The organism is Bacteroidota bacterium (assembly GCA_041658205.1).
Lineage (GTDB): Bacteria > Bacteroidota > Ignavibacteria > UBA10030 > UBA8401 > UBA8401.
Genome location: JBBAAO010000003.1, coordinates 38,771 through 58,518, shown reverse-complemented (window position 1 = coordinate 58,518; position 19,748 = coordinate 38,771). Strand labels below are relative to the sequence as shown.

Below are 19,748 nucleotides of genomic sequence, written 5' to 3'. Positions count from 1 at the left end.
GCGTCCTAACCGCAAAGCACAAGATGCAAATGCCCTTTTCTCATCAATAGAGAAAAGGGTTTTTTGTTTTAAGAGACTCTTTAAAAAGCGCTCTCACTTTTTTCAGTTGACAGAACTGTAGAAAGTATTCATTTTACAATACCAAATCCTAAATTTTGGTTCTCAAAAGCCATACTACATACCAAATTTACAAATACCACGTTTGTGCGATAGAGGGTATCTATCAATATCCTTATTATGCAAACAAGACAGCTCGCTCCTAAATTTAACAATACTAATCTCCGTTGCGCTAACTCTGTTTTATATGTTCTCTTCAAAATATTTTAAATAACATTCCTATGAATGAATCACAAATACTTCATTATGTAAAAAACCATCCTTCCGGTAAAGTAAAAATTGCAATTACCGATATTGATGGAGTATTGCGGGGAAAATACATCAGCGCTGAAAAATTTCTATCCATTAATAATTCGCATTTTGGATTTTGTGATGTTGTCTTCGGATGGGATTCGAACGATCTTTCGTATGATAACTCCTCGTTTAGTGGATGGCACAAAGGTTATCCCGATACGCCAGCAAGCATAGATCTTTCCACATTTCGAAAAATTCCGTGGGAAAACGATATACCATTTTTTCTTTGTGAATTAACTGGCCCATCAGCATATGTCTGTCCAAGAAATGTGTTAAAAAAAGTTATTGAAGAAGCCAATCAACTTGGTTTTAATCCATTGTTTAGCCAGGAGTTTGAATGGTTTAATTTTGAAGAAACACCGCATAGCATTCATGAAAAGAATTTTAACGGGTTAAAACCGATTAGTCCGGGAATGTTTGGTTATTCCATCCTTCGCAGTACCTTGCGAAACGATTTCTTCACGGATCTGTTCAAACTGTTAAAACAATTTGATGTGCCTCTTGAAGGGTTACACACAGAAACTGGACCCGGTGTGTTAGAAGCGGCAATTTCATATTCCAACATTTTGGAAGCCGCCGATCGCGCGGTTCTTTTCAAAACCGGCGTGAAAGAAATTTCCTACAAATATGGAATCATGGCAACATTCATGGCAAAATGGAATGAAAAACTTCCGGGCTGCGGAGGGCATGTCCATCAAAGTTTATGGGATAGGAAAAAGAAAAGAAACATTTTTTTCGATGAAAAAGATGCGCAAAAAATGAGCGCAACGTTTCAAAGTTATATTGCCGGTCAATTATATTGTTTGCCGCATATTCTTCCTCTTGTTGCACCAACAGTGAATTCATTTAAACGACTTGTGCCGGGCGCATGGGCACCGACAACGATTACGTGGGCTGTTGATAACAGAACGGTTGCTCTGCGTGCTTTACCTGGAGGAAGTAAATCATCGCGTTTAGAAACACGCGTTGTTGGCTCCGATACCAATCCGTATTTAGCAATGGCTGCATGTCTTGCCAGTGGTCTCTATGGGGTAAAAAACAAATTGAAGCTGCAGCCGGAAACAACAGGGAATGGATATCTTGACCTTACGCATGGAGTGCTTCCGGCGAATCTTGAAGTTGCCACGCAGATGATGAAAGAATCAAAAATAGCGAAACAGTTATTTGGAGAGCAATTTATTCAACACTTTGTGCAAACGCGCGAGTGGGAATGGAGGCAATACATTAAAGTCGTTACCGATTGGGAAGTGAAACGATATTTTGAAATCATTTAATCTATAATACTATAACACTATGGACTTTAACAACGTTGTTCAATTTAATTTTCCGACGACCATTCGCTTCGGAGCGAATGCAGTCAAAGAATTACCAGCGTACCTTAAACGAAACAATCTAAATAAGCCGTTGATATCAACAGACTCTGTTATTATTGGCTTGCCGTTTTTCAAACAAATTCTTGATGACTTGAAACGTAATGGAGTATCGGTCGAAGTATTTTCCGATATCCATAAAAATCCCGTAAAAAGCGATGTCTACAAAGGGACGGATCTCTTTGATGCCACTCAACGAGATTGCATTGTGGGAATCGGCGGAGGAGCGGCGCTTGATGTTGCGAGAGCAATAACATTACGTGTTTATCATCGCGAAGATTTGTTCAAATACGACGATTTAATCGGCGGGGATGTTTTTGTCACAAATGATGTCCCTCATTTTGTTGCAATTCCGACAACATCGGGAACGGGGAGCGAAGTCGGACGCAGTGCAATTATTGCGGACGATGTAACACATCAAAAGAAGATTCTTTTTTCACCCAAGCTGCTTGCGAAAATAGTGTTTGCAGATCCATTGCTGACAATGGACCTTCCGGCGTTTATCACTGCTGCCACCGGTATGGATGCTCTTACACATAATATGGAAGCATTTCTGGCAAAAAATTACCATCCGTTGTGTGATGGAATTGCACTGGAAGGAATGCGGCTCATTTCTCTTTCGTTAGAAAATGCCGTAAAGCGTCCCGATCTCACATCCCGCTCTGAAATGCTATTAGCATCAATGATGGGAGCGATTGCGTTCCAAAAAGGATTAGGAGTAGTACATTCACTTGCGCATCCGTTGTCATCGTTATTAGATACGCATCATGGTTTGGCCAATGCCGTGAATATTCCTTATGGTATGCGTTTCAATATTTCCGGATTTGAGGATAAGTTTGCAAGAATTGCGGCGACGCTCGGACTGAGAGATACACACGGCGAAACTGTAGTTCAATATTTATTTGATCTGAATACAAGCATAGGAATTCCACACAGGTTACGAGATATCAATGTCAAAGAAGAACATTTGGATACATTAGCAGATTTAGCAATTGCAGACTTTGCGCATCCAAACAATCCTAAGCCTGTTTCGCGTAACGATTTTAAGAAATTATATTCCGAAGCATTATAATCAATGGATTCAACACAAAGCACAATTGTTATTGGTATTACTGAAACAGAAACGTCGTATGATAATTATCCTTTATGGATAAAGGATAACGACCCTGCCATTGAAATTGTAAAGCTTATGCCAAAGAATTTTGATGATCTCGTTCAGTGTTCGGGAATAGTATTAAGCGGCGGAATTGATGTGCATCCGAGATTTTACAACAGCAACAGAATCAATTATCCCAACCACCCTCAAACGTTCAATGAAGATCGAGATGAATTTGAAATCAAAGTTTTTCAGGAATCTCAAAAACTCGGACTCCCATTGCTGGCGATATGCAGAGGTATGCAAATAGTCAATGTGAGTATGGGTGGCACGTTAATTCAAGATCTCGAAGAAAACAAAAAATCCGATCACAGAAAGCACGATAACGTTGACGGTATTCACGACATTACCATTGATCAGGGAAGCTTTTTGTATTCTATCTGCAACTCAGGAACTGGAACAATCAACAGTGCACATCATCAAGGATTGGATGCAATAGCTTCAGAATTACGGGTCAGTGCGTGGTCACACGATGGCGTAGCCGAAGCCATAGAAAGGAAAGAATGGAGGAAGCATCCATTCTGTTTAGGTGTGCAAGGACATCCCGAACGTTTTGTCAAAGTTCAACCAAACAATATTTTAATCAATAACATCAGGCTTCAATTTATTGAGGCTGCAAAAAATTATACTCTATGCAAATCATAAATCCTGCTACTGAAGAAGTCATCCTCACCGTTAGTGAAGATACGCAATCAACGCTTGCAGCAAAATTTAATCTTCTTAAAAAAGGGCAGATTTCCTGGAATCATGTTAACCTACAGCAGCGCATTAATATCCTGCAAAAATTTTCACAATTATTGAAAGAACATATTGAAGAATGTGCCGTGATATTAACTTCTGAAGTAGGAAAACCTTTGCAGCAAGCACGGAATGAGGTGAATGGGGCTTGTAAGAGAATTACGTGGCTAACGGATAATGCATCAAAATATCTTCGTGATGAAATAATGACGGACTCAGAAGGTCTCGTAGAAAAAATTGCGTATGAACCGCTTGGAGTAGTCTGCAACATTTCAGCATGGAATTATCCGTACTTGGTTGGTGTGAATGTCTTTATACCGGCTCTTTTAGCAGGAAACAGCTGCATGTATAAGCCGTCGGAATTTTCCACGCTTACCGGAATACAGATAAAAAAACTGCTCACCCAAGCCGGTGTTCCCGATGATGCATTTCAAGTGGCAGTCGGAGCAAAAGAGGTGGGAGAACAACTTCTTACCATGCCGTTTAATGGTTACTACTTTACCGGTTCGAGCATGACAGGAAAATACATTTATGAAAAAGTAGCAGCAAAAATGGTTCCATGTCAATTAGAGCTTGGAGGGAAGGATCCATTATATATTGCCGAAGATGTGGTTGAAATAGCAAAAATTGCCGCCGGAACTGCTGATGGTGCATTCTATAATAACGGACAAAGCTGCTGTTCGGTGGAACGTATTTATGTCCATGAAAAAATTTACGATCAATATGTTGCCGAGTTCGTTAACGAGGTGAAAAGTTATAAATGTGCTCTTCCAACTGAAGAAGGAACATACATTGGACCGTTGACACGAAAATCACAAATAGCATTTATTGAATCCCAAGTAAATGATGCAGTCAAAAAGGGTGCTACAATATTGACCGGAGGGAAACCTGTTACTGGAAAAGGGTATTACTTTGAACCTACTGTGCTGGTCAATGTGAATCATACCATGAGTGTTATGCAGGATGAGAGCTTCGGACCGATCATCGGAATTATGAAAGTAAAGAATGATAATGAAGCGATACAATTGATGCAAGATACAGAATATGGTTTAACGGCAGGAGTGTACACCGCAAATAAAGACCGCGCAGAAAAAATACTTTCACAAATTCACACAGGAACAGCGTATTGGAATTGTTGCGATAGAGTGAGCGCTGCTGTACCGTGGAGCGGCAGGAAAAAATCCGGAATAGGTTTAACGCTATCTCACGCCGGACTACGAGCATTTACCAATACAAAATCGTATCACTTAAAATCCTGATGGATGAGCATCGATTTCTAAACGTTTTCAGAATACATTTTATTCATTACTGAAAGTTTTTCATGGCGCTCTTTGCTCCCTCAACATCTGCTAGTTTTGAACTTCAGATTCATAAAGCATTTCAGTCGTGGCGGTACCGTATTTTCAGTGTCATGTGGTTATTGTATGCAGGATATTATCTCTGCAGAAAAAATTATGCTGTTGCTCAACCTGTCTTTATGAAAGAGTTCGGATGGAATGAACACGATGTTGGTATCATTATTTCCTCGTACCTTACAATGTACGCTGTCGGACAGTTTATTTCCGGTCCGCTTGGTGACCGGTTTGGTGCCCGAAAGATTATTTCCGCCGGTCTTTTATTGAGCGTTGTCGCAAATATTCTTTTCTCTCAATCATCATCCATATTCTTGATGACAATATTGATGGGAATAAATGGAGCGGCACAAGCTACCGGTTGGTCGAATAGCATGAAGACAATGTCAAACTGGTTTTCCGTTAATGAACGGGGAAGGATGATGGCATGGTGGGCAACAAATTATCAAATTGGTGATGTCGTTTCGACTGCTTTTGCTGCATTCATTATTGGATTTGCAACATGGCGTGAGGCATTTTGGGTACCTGCTATTGGATTGACAGGTGTGGGAATTGTATTCTTGTGGGGACAGCGAAATCGTCCGGAAGATGCAGGTTTGCCGGGACTTACGGAGTATTTATCACACGAACCAGTTGTGAAAAATGTTGATAGCGAACCAATTGTTGAAAAGAGAATCTCAATAACTGAGATTCTGAAAGAAGTATTATGGAATAAATATATTTGGAATTTGGGTTTTTCATATTTTTTCCTGAAGCTCGTACGATATACATTTCTTTTTTGGCTGAGCACGTATCTTGTGCAAATATTGGGCTTTCGCGCGGACAAAGCGGGATATATGAGTATTATTTTTCCGTTTGCAGGATTTCTCGGTACGATAGCTGCGGGATATTCATCGGATAAATTATTTTCCGCAAGACGCGGGCCGGTGAGTGTGATTATGTTGATTGTCTTATTCATTTCTATCTTTGCCTACAGTCTTTTTGCTGCTCATCCAATTTTTGGACCGTTGGCATTAGGCTTCATCGGCTTTTGCACATTTGGTCCTGATACGCTCATCTCGGCAACCGCAGCAATGGATTTTGGATCGCGGAAGGCTTCTTCCACTGCTGCCGGATTTATTAATGGACTTGGATCAATCGGGGCAGCGTTGAGCGGAGTGCTTGTCGCCTGGATTTCTGTGGCATTTGGATGGAGCGAGGTATTTTATTTTCTTATGATCGCAACATTTGCCTGTGTTGTACTTCAGATGTTCATGTGGAATGCGCGCGGGGCGAACTAAAATTTTCGATTTTCAAAAAGTAATTTATTTTATATTACGTTAAGCATTAACGAGAGTTCTGTCCCAGAAATATTCTATATAAGTTTCGATAGGGATGTACTGTTTTTAGTTGAAATGGGTCAGGAAAAACGACGGGTATTGGTGCTTTTGTTACCGTATAAAATATATCTATGAAAAATTCTATTTATTTTCTATCGCTTCTCCTTATCTCTTGTGCACACCAACCGCCTTCAGCAATAGATGCAGTTGCAAGCCTTTATAGCAAATCAATTGTTATTCCCAACATTACCTATCTTAGTGTAGATAGTATACAACTTCAGCTTGACGCCTATATTCCTGCGAAGAATTTAGGGGGTGAACCTTGGGTTGAGTTTTCTGCTCAACGCAAACCAGTATTGTTGTATATCCACGGCGGTGGATGGAGTAGTTTAAATCGTTCCATAAGAAATTTAAATTTTTTGCCGTATATCGATAAGGGCTGGGCAGTGGTCAATATTGACTACCGTTTGTTGAATCAAGCGTCATTTCCGGCTTGTATTGCGGACTGTCGGTATGCCTTGAATTGGATCTATGAAAATGCTAACAAATATAAATTTGACACAACAAAAATTGTTGTTTCAGGAGAATCTGCAGGTGGGCACCTTGCTCTTATGACAGGCTTCTTAACTGAAGATAAAGAGATTGCCATTCCTCACAAGCCAATTCTGAGAGAACTGAAAGTTGCAGCAGTGATAAACTGGTTTGGCGTGAGCGATATTGGAAAACTGATGAGTTTTTGGAATTCGAAAAGTTTTACAGAAAAATTGGTAGGCGACACAACAAAAAAGGAAGAAATTTTTAGACTCTGTTCTCCCTTAACTTATATAAATCCTTCTGCTCCTCCTGTCCTCACGATCCATGGTGATGCAGATAATTCTGTTCCGTTTGTTCATGCAACGTTATTGCACGAATCTCTTCAAAAGCATGGCGTAAAGAATACTCTGATTGTTTTACAAGGGAAAAAGCATGGTGATTTTAGCGAAAAGGAAATGAGTGATAATTTTAAAGCAATCTGGAAGTTTTTGAAAGAAATAGGGATTGAAGAGTAGATTTTGATTTGTCCATCCTCCTATATTGTTCAACAACGCACCTCTCCAACAATATAACGCAGCAACAACGTACCTCCATTAATGATAGTGTGAATAAAGAATGAACTTTCCCAAAGGAGCAATTGTCTGTTCTTTTTCATTTGTATGAAATAGATTTCAGGTTACACATGCGAGATCAATCAAGTTCTTCACGCACCTCTCCAACAGTTGAATAAAATATTCACTCTAGTGTTAGATTCAATATCCTTTAAACCATTTAGATCGGCAACTAAACATCTGTGTAGGATGACCCAAATGTGATGCATAATACAGTCACATTCATTTTTGAAATAGCTTCTAAAAACATTGTTTCTGACAGTTTAATCTCTTAAGGGCATAATTCCCCGCCGCTTGCCGCGAGGACATTCATTTAGTCAGATGGACTGAAAAAAATTTGGTGAAAGTTCAATGAGCAACTTTGTGCGCCAATTCTTGATTTTATAAGATATAATTTCTATTCTAGGCGCGGAAAGTTCGTCGCTATACGTTTGATCACCTTCGAAACGATCGTTTACACCTCTATAATAGGAATCAAAATATTGCTTCATCGAAACGGGAAATATGTTTTTATCTTATTTGTATTATCCACACTTTTTGTTTTAGGCCAGCCGAAGATTCAACACAAACAAATCCTTCAAGCAAGTCAAAACCAGGAAATTGAATTCAACGCAATTGTGACGGATTCCGTTGAAGTGACAAATGTAGAGCTGTATTACAGAAACAGCAATACAACTACATTTTCCTGGTTACGAATGACAAGAAATGGGAACACCTATTCACTGCGACTCCCAAAATCTGCAGTTACGCTTGCCGGAATCGACTATTATATCCTTGCCTCGAATCGAACGGGACAAAATGCCACGGCTCCGATAAATGCTCCGACAGTGTATTATGAGATTATCATCCGCGAAGATAAATCACAGCCATTTTTAATTTCACGGTATCCCGATACCGGTGATACCGTCTTTGCTGAACGGCCGGAAATTCGCATTGGCTATTTTGATGATGAAACGATCGATCGAAGAAGAATACGCCTGTTAATCGATTCAACGGATGTGACCAAGAACAGCCGTGTGATTCCATCCAATATCAGTTATACCCCTTCGCTTTCGTTGGATACAGGTTCACATACCATCTCCGTGATTATTCCGGATGGTCAAGGAAATATTGCCAACAATGCAACATGGAGTTTCATCGTTCGACCTGCACCGCCGGAACAGAATCCCTTTACACTTCAAACTTCATTGGCAACATCGTACGGTTATAATCAGACAATTCCGTTAACCTCGTTGCAGAGGACTTATGGAGCGGATGTCGCATTTCATGCTTCACAAAAAATCGGCGGTATCACGTTCAGTTCGAATGCAACAGTTCACACAGATCAGACGCTGCTTCCTTCCAACGGGAAGAAGACGGCAAAATTGCAGGGATTTTCACTCTCGGCATCCGAAGTGCCGGTGAATTTGTTCTTTGGAGACTTTTCGGAGAGTTTTTCTGAATATGGGATGAGCAATGTTCAATTGAATGGTGTGCAGACCAGTTTTTCTTCCGGGATATTCTCAACATTTCTTTTTATCGGGGATTCAAAAAGTTCCGGCGGCGCAACGCAAGATTTTTCCGGCGGAAGGATGGAATATGGATTTGATAATGGGACAACATTTTCCACATTTGTCATCCGCGGTACGGATGATACGACGGCAACTGCCGGAATATCTGCAACGCAATTTATTCCCGTAAAAGGAACTGTGGTGGGAGTATCGGGAACGTTACCATCAATCATTGGAGCGAATGTCTCATTTGAAGGGGCTAAGAGTTTTAGCAACATGAAAGAACTGGATAAAACAACAACCGACCCTGGACTTGCCGGTACTTTTTCTGCAAACACATCGATATCAATTATTTCGCTTAACGGTTCCATGCAGTATGCGGACAGATATTTTTATAATCCCGGTAATCCTTACTTGGCGCACGATCAATTTATGGGATCGTTCAATGCGGGAACAACGCTTTTCAACGGCTTGAACACATCAGCTGGATATAATTTTCAGCGAACGGGGCTTTCCAGTGATACTGTTTACCAGCCAACAAAAAATAAAACATATTCATTTACGGGAAGCGGGAGTCCATTAAGTTTTTTAAATCTTTCCGGTTCATATTCCTTAGCAATGCAAAAAGGGGATTATATCAGTATTACGGCAAAGGATAATCAGACACATCAATATGCAGCAACCGCCGGATTAAACTTTTCTACGACTTCACTTTCATTATCATACAGCATTAATGATATGAATGATTATTCCGTACAAAATCAAAGTTCAGTACAGAATAATATTGGAGTTTCTTTCTCGCTTGCTCCCATTCAGAGAATGAATACATCACTCAACATCAATTCTTCCGATTCAAAAGCACAATCCACCAATGTGATCAGTTCGTTTGTATCCGCCTCCGGCACAGTCAATTATGGGTTCGATCAAACAAATCAAAACACGGTTGGTGTTACCACATCGTTTTCGGATAATTCTGCATCTGATCACTCTCAACACTCAACATCTCTCTCCATTGCGTTCACAACAATGACAAATTTTGGCATCACCAATACATCGGCACCGCAAATGCAGATCAGTACGACATGGAGTCGTTCGACAACATTTATTCCCATAAAGAGCGCTACAGAGGATCTGCAATTGTATCTGACATTCAGTTGGACATTGAATACAACATTATAAAATTTCACCATTAAGGAATTTCACCATGCGATTCGTCCGATATTTGTTGTTGGCAGTCTGTTTTGTCCCGCTCACTCTTTCCGGATTATTGCAGGCTCAAATTAACCCGCTCATACCACCCGCCCCGTTTCCACTCAGCAATATCGCAGGTTATTTGATGATGTATGAAAACAGCAAGCAACAGAATGCATTTATTTTTATACCGGGCGCTACTCCTGAAAAAGTGGAAATTGCCATTACTCAACGAGCTGCTAATCGAAAAATTCTCAGTGCGCGAATCATCACGCCATTCACCATTGCCTATTATGGATACAAAGCTTCCATCGTCAGCGGAACATACGATGGTGATGAGCGAGGATTGCTATTAACCGGAACAGTTCAGCTTCCGGGATTTTCCTGTTCCATGCAAAATGCCCGATTAAACTCGAAAGGGTGGAATGTTGATGGACAATTATCGAATTCGAATGGAAATATTAGTGTGCAAGGATGGACGATTCAAGGTTCAAATATGTTCTTTGAAAATAACATTTTGAACGTTTCCGGGAAAATAGTTCTTCCAAATTCCATGGGTAGTATTGATGTTACCGCCTATTACCCTCCGAAGTTGACGCCAATGTTGAAGATTACTTCGTTTCCGGAATTGAATATTTCGGGATATACAATTCACGGCGTTGCGGCAACATTGAACAGCGGCAGCGTTTCTTTTTCGGGTGTATTACCATTGCCGAACGGCATGGGGAATATTCAGTTTCAGAATTTGATAGTAACACCGGATGGAAAGATCAATCAGCCTACTATTTTGGCGAAATCAAGCATTCAACTTTTGAATCTTCCGTTTCAGATTGCTCAATTTCAATTCCTCCCCTCCGGAATAGCATTACAGGGGACACTTCAACTTACCAGTGCACATACGCAACTGAAGGTTTCCCATCTACTGCTCTATGCAAACGGCAATATTGATCCATCCGTAAAATTCAGCACAGGAGAAACAATTCGAATATCAACGCTCCCGCTGACTATTGATTCAACATATATCAAGAACAATCAATTGGTGCTCGGAGGGAGCGTGACACTTCCGAATGGCATGGGGAATGTACGAGTGGGAAATATTGTCGTGAACAATTTTGGTACCTTCACCGGAGGTACCATTGTACTGGTCAATCAGTTCTTAACGTATGAAGGGTTCAATCTTCTTCCCACTTCTGGAAATGTGGATTTTATTGGAGGAAGAATTACACTCTCCGGAAATGTTATCTTTCCTGAATTTGGAACTGCCTATCTGCAAAATGTGGAAATCACTTCGGCGGGGATTCAAAAGCCGGGCTCATTTGTTGTCGATCCGAAACGGACGTATAATTATAAATCGTACATTGTTAATCTACAAGAGATCGAAAATATCTCAGCGGGTGGATTTGCTCCGATAGGAATGAAAGCTCAAGGGAAAATTCTTGTCAATAATATTTCTTATAATTTCCAAACCGATTTTATGTTGACTCCATCCGGTGTTACAGTGCAAAAGATAAATATTGTTGGTGCTGTGATACTAAACGGTTTTATGACAAATAATGTGAATGTTTCTTTCGGTCAGGACCAACAGCTGCATCTTTCCGGTACTGTAGAAATACCGCAGGTCGGTAGTCTTCCACTCGCTGATGTGATTGTTTCGGGCGGAGGAATTCTATCTCAGGAGAAATTTTCTGCTACTTCAGCATCTATTGCATTTAGTTCTCTTCCCGCGAAATTAACTTCGGCTATGTTTAATGGAAAAGCTATTTCTATGAATGGTGAAATTGTCATTCAAAATATCGGAATGTTAAAATTTACTGGTGCCAATATTCAATCCGATGGAAGTTTTGCTGACGGCACAATCACTGCGCCGGAGGGTGCAATGATATTGGGATTTCCCGTATCACTTTCCAACGCTTATATCGCCAAGAATGGTGTTGGTTTCACCGGAACGATGTCTGTCGGCAATGAGCAGAATGCGTATTCATTTCATGATATGGTTGTGAACAATTCCGGGATTATTGCGCCGGGAGTATTTAATGTTTTGAAAGCAAATGTTTCGATTCAAGGATTTCCGACCGTTGTGACGAATGTTTCCTTGACGAACGGAAGCATCTGGGCAGAAGGAATAATAACATTGCCAACTAATTTGGGATCTCTGCACGTAAAAAATGCGAGAATTATTTCAAACGGAACAACCAGCGGCGGAACAATAGATGTTTCCAATACTTCGCTGAATTATGGCGGAACCAAACTCCTTGTCACTTCTGCAACAATAGGGAATAACGAACTGACAATAAACGGAACGATTACATTGCCAGCAGGTGGAGGAACGACGGCACTTACAGGATTGGTGGTGAAAGCTTCCGGAATTGTTCAAAATGGCGTCGTTTCCTCACCATCCGCAGCAACAACCATGAAACTGAATGGTTATACGATGAATGTTACTTCCCTTGTTCCAACTCCCACAGGGATGGAAGTGAGTGGATCACTAAAGCTTCCCAATAATATTTCACTTTCGGCATCTAAAGTGATGGTGAGTTCGACTGGAGCATTCTCCGGAGGAAGCGTATCATTTGGGTCGGCAGTACATCCTGTGATTGGAGGAGGCTCACCACCCAAGCCACCATATGATATAACAGTAGCAGGCTTTGGGGTAAAAATACGAAGCATTGAGATTGAAAGTAATGCATTTGAATTTGACGGCTCAGCATCACTTCCAAATGGAGGGCAGATTGAGTTTACTTCCGTCGATATCACACCTGAAGGAACATTCACTGGCGGCTCTATCACGTATAATGGTTCACCTCTTAGATTTGCAGGAGGGACATTATCCTTACAAAATATTCAACTTGCAGCAAATGGTATCACAGCAGCGGCAATGTTTACACTGCCAAACAATCTTACTGTTGTACAAGCAAACAATGTAACCGTGTTACCAAATGGAAGAATAACGGTCGGATCATTTGCGGTCGATAATGCAAAGCTTAATTATCATGGATTTGTTGTTGCGCTTTCTTTGCTCACCGCAACAGATGCCGGTATTGTTGTCAACGGATTGATCACCATGCCAAAATTGAATTCGGTAACAATTTCGAATCTTGCAATTAACCCTAACGGGGGATTTAGCGGTGGGGCGATTGCTCTGAAACAAAAAACAATTTCGATCGGATCTTCGGTGCTATCAGTTGATCGCATCGGATTCGCTTCCGATGCCATTTTTGTTGATGGATCGATCCAGCTTCCAAAAAAATTAGGAAACGTGGTTGTTCAAAATATGTCATTCAATGCTTCGGGACAAATCACCGAGGGAAGAATCACCACGTCCGGTCCATTGAAAATCACTTATAGCGGCGTTGCACTTGCGTTAACATCAGCTCGTTTTGAAGGAGACGAAATAGAATTTGACGGAACAGCGACTTTGCCGAAGAATCTCGGAACGATGAACGTGACAGGATTTGAAATAGGATTGGATGGCACGATCAATCCCGGAACGATGACATATTCCGGTTCTTCATTATCCGTGGGCGGATTGTCCGTAGGTGTGAACAGCGCAGAATTCTCGACCACGTCGGGAATTACAATGTCCGCAACAGTAAAATTACCGCAAAAAGTTTCCGGTACAATCGCACTTCATAATTTGCTCATTGGAACCGACGGGTCGATTACGATTGGCGGAATTGCAGTGAATAATGTCTCCACGGTGATCGGGACGTTCACTACAACAGTGACCAGTGCTTCCTATGCATCAGGTAAATTTTTGTTTTCCGGCATTATTCATCTCCCGGGCCAATACGGCACGGTGAATGTTACGGGATTATCGATACAAAACGATGGGACACTTACTGGCGGAACACTTTCGCTTCAAGGGACAACAATTAATCATAATGGATTCACCGTTAATAATTTGACAGGAAGTCTTTCCCAGGGATTAGTAAGTCTTAACGGGTTAATCACACTTCCGACAAATCTTGGAACAGTTGCACTGACAGGATTGACCTTAAATGGAAAGGGAGTTGTCTCGCTTGGTAAGGCAACGCTAAGAGGAACTTCATTGACATGGAGGAATTATTCGGTCAATGTCGATTCATTGTCGATTGGACAGGGTGATGTTCGCGTCAATGGTAAAATATCTTTAGGGAAAACGGTTACAGTCACGGCGGAAGATTTGAGAATTTCAACAATCGGTGCATTCTCCGGAGGAAAGATTGTTCTCCAAACGAACTCTTCATTCAATTATAATGGATTCCAATTTGCGTTGACTGAAGCAGTCATCCAAAATGATGAGGTAGAATTAAGCGGAAAAGTAACGCTCCCTGGAAATAGGGGAACAGTCAGTGCCAACGATGTCAACATCAGTTATAATGGAACGTTAAGCGGAGGACTGCTCACGTATACTGGTGCTCCATTTACGTACAATGGATATTCGTTAGCATTGAAGTCATTAACATTCGTTTCCGGAGGTGTTCAGGGGACAGCGACATTTGCTTTTGGAGGTGCTGCCGGATCGGCGAGTATAACTATTACGTCGTCTGGTTCATTCACCGTCACGAATTTCAATTTGCAAAACGTGAAACTGACCTATGCCGGATTTGTCATCAACGATGTTGCGGTGACCACTTCGGGAGATTCGATGTATTATTCCGGGACTATTTCCGTTCCAAGGGTCGGCGAATTCTCTGTGACAAATATGACGGCGCTGACAAACGGAACAATAATTTCGCCGGGAAAAATTGAATTCAAAGGAAGAACATTCGCATGGGGTAATTATTCTATTACAGTTTCGGATATCGCTTTTGCCCAAAATGCGATACGAGTGAATGGATCGATCGCCTTTCCCGGAAATATTGGTATAGTAAATGTCACCGACCTTACGATTAGCACAACCGGTGCCCTCTTGAATGGAACAATCAGCGCGGAGAATGTGAAACTTTCTTATAAAGGATATATGCTTGCCGTTCAATCGATCCAGTTTGAAGGGGATGGACTTGAAATGAACGCTTCCTTCTCCGTTCCGAATATCAGCGGAACATTTTCCGTGCAGAACTTTGAAGTTGGATTAATCGGAACCGTGAACTTTGGATCTGTTACGTATTCGGGAGAATCGATCGCGATCGGAGGATTCTCTCTCACCAATATCAGTGTGGTTACCAAAGATCTTTCTGATATATCTTTAAATGGAACAATCACGTTCCCTACATCAGTCGGCGGCTCTGCGAAAGTAACCGGATTAACATTTGGTTCAACCGGAACGGTGGGGATACAATCAATCTCCGTGCAGGGAGTGGGATTTGCCTATAAAGGATTCACCGTGAAGGTCGATGCAATTTCCTATGCAAGTGAACGGATGAGCATTTCAGGAACAATGACCCTTCCGCAAGGATATGGAACGTTGAAACTGACCGACCTTCAATTTGACGCACAAGGAAATTTTTATGGCGGAACAATTGCAGCTCAGGGAACAACATTATCATATAAAGGTTTTAAACTCACATTGGATAACGCATCAATCGGAACAGATGATGTAATGGCCTTGAGTGGATCAGTGCAGTTACCAAACAGTCTCGGCACTCTGCAACTTACCGGATTTCAGATGAAAGGAACATCCGTTGTCGATTTGGGAAAAGCGACATTGACTGGTACCACATTGAAATGGAAAAACTATGTTGTGAATGTCGATACGTTACAATTACTCGATAATTCTGTGATGATTGATGGTTCCGTTAACATGGGATCGATAGGAACGGTGCGTGCAGAAGGATTGCAGATCGGTTCGAATGGAAGTTATTATGGTGGAACAATCTCGTTTGGTGGTTTGGATTCATTAAAGATTGGCGGATTTGTCGTGAACATTACCAACGTTTCTGCTTCCGGAACAGAAATTGAAGTGGATGGTTCGATCTCTCTTCCCAATGTCTATGGAACGATCATTGCAAAAGGTGTGAATATCAGGACAGACGGAAGTGCAGCCGGAGGTATGCTAACATACAGCGGACCCGGTTTGTCTTACAATGGAGCAAAATTGATTGTGACGGCTTTGAGTCTTGTCAAGAACGGAATTTCTGTTTCGGCAAATCTTCAGTTACCAAATAATCTGGCTACACTCACCGCAAACAATGTCACGCTTTCATATCCGATGCAAATTTCTGTCGGTTCCATCGGAGTCGGTGGAGTCTCCTTCACCAAAAACGGATTCACATTTCAATTGACCTCAGCAACGTATGAAAAAACGGATCTGGTGGTGAATGGATCGGTGACAGCTCCGGTCGTGGGAACGGCAAAGTTTACGAATCTGAAGATTACCTCAGCGGGAGAACTTGATGGTGGAACGATTGCTTACAGCAATACTTTTCAATGGGGAAAGTTAGGCGTTGCAGTGAAAAACATTTCGTATGATTGGTCTGCAAAATTAGTAACCCTCTCCGGTTCAGTTGCATTGCCTGATTCTATCGGTACCATCAATATCACATCGCTGGAAGTTGATGCGTCCACCGGTGCGGTAAAGCAGGCAGAAGTTGCGTTGGATGGATCGTTATCGTATGGAGGACTTGGATTGAAAGATCCAAAAGCGACATTTGCCAACAACGAAATTGAATTCGGTGGAACCATCGTACTGGATCCGGAACGTTCGTTAACAGTCAACAACGTTGATATTAATGTACAAAGTGGATCAGTAAGCGGTGGCACAATTCATTTTGATGGTCCGGCATTTACTTTCGCCGGATTAGAAGCAACGATTGATCTTGTGAACGTGACACACAAAAAATTTGATGTCACTGCAACAGTTACACTTCCGGGTTCAATGGGTGTTGTCACAGCAAAAGATGCTACATTTGGTCGTGACGGATCGTTTTCGATTTCTTCGGTATTATTCAGCGGTCAATCTCTTTCGTACAAGGGATTTGGATTTACCGTGAAAGACGGAACCATTACAAAAAATGCCGTTAGTATGGATGTAACAGTTACGCTCTCCGGAAACATCACATTTGGAATAGACAAACTGCAGTATTCAAAAGAGAAAGGATTTAATGGCGGTGATTTAAATTTCTCGCAAACAAAAATCAATTATAAAGGATATGTGGTAAGCATATCGAGTTCGAAAGAAAAAGATGCCAATAGTTATTTAGTGGGCGGACATTTTGCATTGCCGGAAAGCAAAGGGACAGCAAATGTAGATGGTATTATTGTTTCATCTACCGGTGTCAGCTTTACCAGTGCTAAAATCGACTGGGGATCGCTCCCCAATCTTCTCCCAAAAGGATTTACGTTGAAAGTGACCGATGCAGAATTTGTTGAAGATGGATTTGAAGTGAGCGGAACGGTTTCACTCTCACCCTTCTTCGACCTTACGGCAAAAAACCTAATTATTACTTCGAAAGAAGTCCAAATTTCTGAACTCCAATTTGATGTTGGCCAGTTGAGCGTGGGAACCTGGTCATTCGGAGGAATGTCGTTTGATTTTACCGATACGCAAGGAAAATGGCGCGTGAATGCACAAGGAAGCATTAAACTTGCCGGCAAAATCGAAGGATTTACCTTGAAAGGATCTGTCGGATCGAACGGAGATTTTTTAGCAGACCTTACAGCGTCAACATCAATTCTGCTTGGTGAATCCGGAGCTGAATTGATTAAAGCGGAGGGCGCCTTTGCAAAACAGGCAAATGACTACCAATTAACAATAGGTGGTACGTTCGCTCCTGTTGGTATGCAAAACTTTGTGAGTGCTGATGGTATTCTTAATATTGATTTCAAAGGGGTGATTACAGGAACAATCGATGTTGATCTCTTTTCGACATTCACCATGGCAAAATCCACGATGGTCATCGACATTCCGCAGGAGAAGTTTACTGTGAACGGATCGCTAGGTGTAAAACAAATTATCGCTTACACCGGGGATTTGGAAGTGGATGCTTCACCGTTCCAAGTAAACGGAAAGGGAGATGTTGAAGTGGCGGGATATTCACTTGCACAATCCACGATGCTGATTGATACGAAACAATTTTCTATGCAGGGTTCCATCTCCATACCGAATCCATCCGGTGGAAATCCTCTTATTGATCTCGACGGTCACATCACCATGATTCCGGCCAACTCGTACGTTGATGCAAGCGGCGATTTGAAAATTGACGGTTATGATGTTGCTTTCTCCACATTCCGGATGTCTCCTGATTCGTTGTATGGAAAAGGGAGCATGAACTTTATTATCGGCAACGGCGATTTTGAATTTCTTGCGCTTGGCACCGGTACTGAATACAAGCATGCTGCAATGGCCAGATTAAATTCAATCAGTATCTCCGATCAAGGTGAATCGCAGGACGGAACCGATGACGATTTTGCAGTTGATATGGCATTTGACGTATTAAAGAGTGACTACACTGCAATTTATCAAGAGTTGGAATTATATCGGAATGCATTTGCTGTTGCAAGAGAATGGGGATTTACCATGGGTGCCGAAGCTCAAGATGCGAATAACATTGCCAACGAAGTGATTGCCGCTGTGAATATTGCCGGCATCGATCCGGAAGAATTTAAATCCAATATCGTTTCGTTTATCGAAGGACAGAATGTCGGCGATAATCGCGGTGTTGGTAGTGACAGCAGCTCCAATCAATATCGCAGCGAGCCGTCGTACGGGTATTATCAACCGGGACTTCCTCCCTATACAACAACAGAACACAATCGGCAGCAATTCAATCCCAATAAACTTATTGCTCATCTTACTGACCAGTCCGGCAAGGAATATAATGTGCCGTTTTCGGCATTGCAGCTTGATGCTACCAGCAGCGATGCCCGGGAAACAACGCTCGATCTCACCCCGGCATTTTCCGATGTGATCATTCCCATACCAAATTCTGATGAGCCGTTCACCGTGAAAGGAGATGACAATTTTTGGGAAATGATGGAAATGTCCGAAGCAGTCATGCCTGCATCCAGCGCAAATTACAAATTGAAATACTTTAAGTGCGATGTGGCAATTTCATTTAAAGGAATGACGTTCGATAAAACAACAATTCTTATTTCGCAAGGGACATTTCAAGGAACGTCCACCGTTCATATTCCCGGATTTGGGGAAGGAGAAGTGCAATTCAGTGGCAATAAAAGCGGCGTGACCAGTTTTACCGGATCATTCGATATCTCGATTGCCGGATTTACATTGGCTGCTGCGAACGTTTCCTACTCGTTTGACGGAACGACAGTAACGATTACAGCAAATGGTTCGGCCAATTTTGCGGGTAGTTCGTTTGTTGCCGATGCTTCACTGAGTGATTCCAAAAACGGCGGCTTTACGATAAACAGTTTTACGTTGAAAGGCTCACTCGGTATTCACACGAACTTCCATTTTGATTTTCATTGGAAATGTTTTCACATCCGATTCAGCAAGAACATTAATGTTAATTTTGCAACGGCAACATTCAGTTATTCCAAAAGCAAAGTGGATGGTTCTGTTTCCATCAGCATTCCATTTCCGTGGCCGATTCACACGAAACATATATCATTTGGCGTGGATATTTCTCCCCATGAACTCGATCTCTGTTTTGACCTGTTCGGAAATCATTGCGCAGCGATTAAATACTAATTGTT

General features: G+C 41.6%; 8 protein-coding genes. All 8 read left to right on the top strand.

From position 1 onward, the window contains the following. Positions 1-338: 338 nt before the first annotated feature. The 8 genes from WDA22_15425 to WDA22_15390 all read left to right on the top strand — a co-directional run bounded on the left by WDA22_15425 (position 339) and on the right by WDA22_15390 (position 19,743). On the top strand, positions 339-1,685 hold the full coding sequence (locus WDA22_15425) for a glutamine synthetase family protein (GenBank protein MFA5834866.1): 1,347 nt from the start codon (positions 339-341) through the stop codon (positions 1,683-1,685). Between the two features lie 19 nt (positions 1,686-1,704). Further along, positions 1,705-2,853: an iron-containing alcohol dehydrogenase gene (locus WDA22_15420; protein ID MFA5834865.1), complete on the top strand. Its 1,149-nt coding sequence runs from the start codon at positions 1,705-1,707 to the stop codon at positions 2,851-2,853. 3 nt (positions 2,854-2,856) lie between these two features. Then, on the top strand, positions 2,857-3,582 hold the full coding sequence (locus tag WDA22_15415; GenBank protein ID MFA5834864.1) for a gamma-glutamyl-gamma-aminobutyrate hydrolase family protein: 726 nt from the start codon (positions 2,857-2,859) through the stop codon (positions 3,580-3,582). Beyond that, positions 3,570-4,934 (top strand): aldehyde dehydrogenase family protein, encoded by a 1,365-nt coding sequence (locus tag WDA22_15410; GenBank protein ID MFA5834863.1) that lies wholly within the window; start codon positions 3,570-3,572, stop codon positions 4,932-4,934. Before WDA22_15415 ends, WDA22_15410 begins: the two co-directional genes overlap by 13 nt. Positions 4,935-4,996: 62 nt before the next feature. Beyond that, positions 4,997-6,307, top strand: a complete 1,311-nt coding sequence (locus WDA22_15405; GenBank protein MFA5834862.1) for an MFS transporter — start codon at positions 4,997-4,999, stop codon at positions 6,305-6,307. A 170-nt stretch (positions 6,308-6,477) separates the two neighbouring features. Continuing rightward, positions 6,478-7,395 carry an alpha/beta hydrolase gene (locus tag WDA22_15400; GenBank protein ID MFA5834861.1) on the top strand — a complete coding sequence of 306 codons (918 nt, stop codon included), beginning with the start codon at positions 6,478-6,480 and terminating at the stop codon, positions 7,393-7,395. A gap of 578 nt (positions 7,396-7,973) precedes the next feature. After that, entirely contained in the window at positions 7,974-10,160 is a 2,187-nt protein-coding gene (locus WDA22_15395; GenBank protein ID MFA5834860.1) for a hypothetical protein, read from the top strand. Positions 10,161-10,185: 25 nt separating this feature from the next. Next, the gene (locus WDA22_15390; GenBank protein MFA5834859.1) at positions 10,186-19,743 is read left to right on the top strand and encodes a hypothetical protein; all 9,558 of its coding nucleotides are present in this window, start codon (positions 10,186-10,188) and stop codon (positions 19,741-19,743) included. Positions 19,744-19,748 lie beyond the last annotated feature (5 nt).